Origin of the sequence: Corynebacterium gallinarum (assembly GCF_014837045.1) — a bacterium.
Classification (GTDB): Bacteria; Actinomycetota; Actinomycetes; order Mycobacteriales; family Mycobacteriaceae; genus Corynebacterium; species Corynebacterium gallinarum.
The window spans coordinates 1-1041 of record NZ_JACSPR010000025.1; the positions used below are offsets into that span (position 1 = coordinate 1).

Below are 1041 nucleotides of genomic sequence, written 5' to 3' on the forward strand. Positions count from 1 at the left end.
GGGCCCGACCCCCGGATAGTGGACACGGAGGATTTAATCAGGAAACAGATTTCAGGATAGCAGGACAGCGCTCCTCAAACACCGCAGGCGCAAGATAATTGCACCAGGAATGCCGGCGTACCGTGTTGTACCTGGTACACCAGCGGAAAACATCTCTTCGGCAGATTAAGTGGCTGGCGAAGGTTTTGGAATCTTGGAGAACTTCCCGCTTGAGTGCGGCGTTGAACGACTCTGCTAGGGCGTTGTCCGCACTGGTGCCAATTGATCCCATTGACTGTCTGATCCCCAACTGGGTACAGGTGTCCTGGAATGCATTCGACGTATAAACGCTTCCGTGGTCCGAGTGGAAAACAGCTCCTTTCAGGCTCCCTCGCTGGCCTTTAGCCAGTTTCAACGCGTCCTGGACCAAGCTGGTCCGCATATGGTCCGCGATCGCAAATCCCACCAGCCTGCGGGAATAGCAGTCAATAACGGTGGCCAGGTACATATTCGCCCCATCAGCAATCGGCAGATACGTAATATCCCCAACGTAGAGCTGATTTGGTTTGTCAGCAGTGAACTTCCGACCGACCAGATCAGGAAACACTGGTTTCTTCTGATCGGAGATGGTGGTGGTGACCTTGCGTTTCTTCGTGTATCCAAAGAGCTTCAATGACTTCATGATCCGCGCGACCCGCTTGTGGTTCACAGGAGTCTGATCGTCCTGGTCTTTGAGTTCAGCAGTGATCCGTTTAGCACCGTAACAACCGCGTTCGGCGGTGAAGACCGTCTTGACCCGGGCACCCAGGAGAGCATCAGATATGAGGCGGTTTCTTCGAGTTGAACTGCTGCTTTTCCATTTGTAATACGAGGACCTGTTGAGTTTCAGGACCTCACATAACCGCTTAACCGAGTAGGTCGTGGAGGCGTCGTCAACGAACTGGAAGCGGATCACCAGTTCGTCTCTTCCGCGAAATATTTAGCTGCTTTTCGCAGGATATCGCGCTCTTCGCGCAGCCGGATGACCTCGCGTTCCAGTTGTCTGATCCGCTCGGCTTCAGT

At 53.6% G+C, this 1041-nt stretch carries 1 pseudogene; it reads right to left on the reverse strand.

Annotated features, from left to right (window positions below):
• Positions 1 to 37: 37 nt before the first annotated feature.
• Positions 38 to 1041, reverse strand: a pseudogene (locus H9627_RS14085) (IS3 family transposase); the annotation flags it as partial.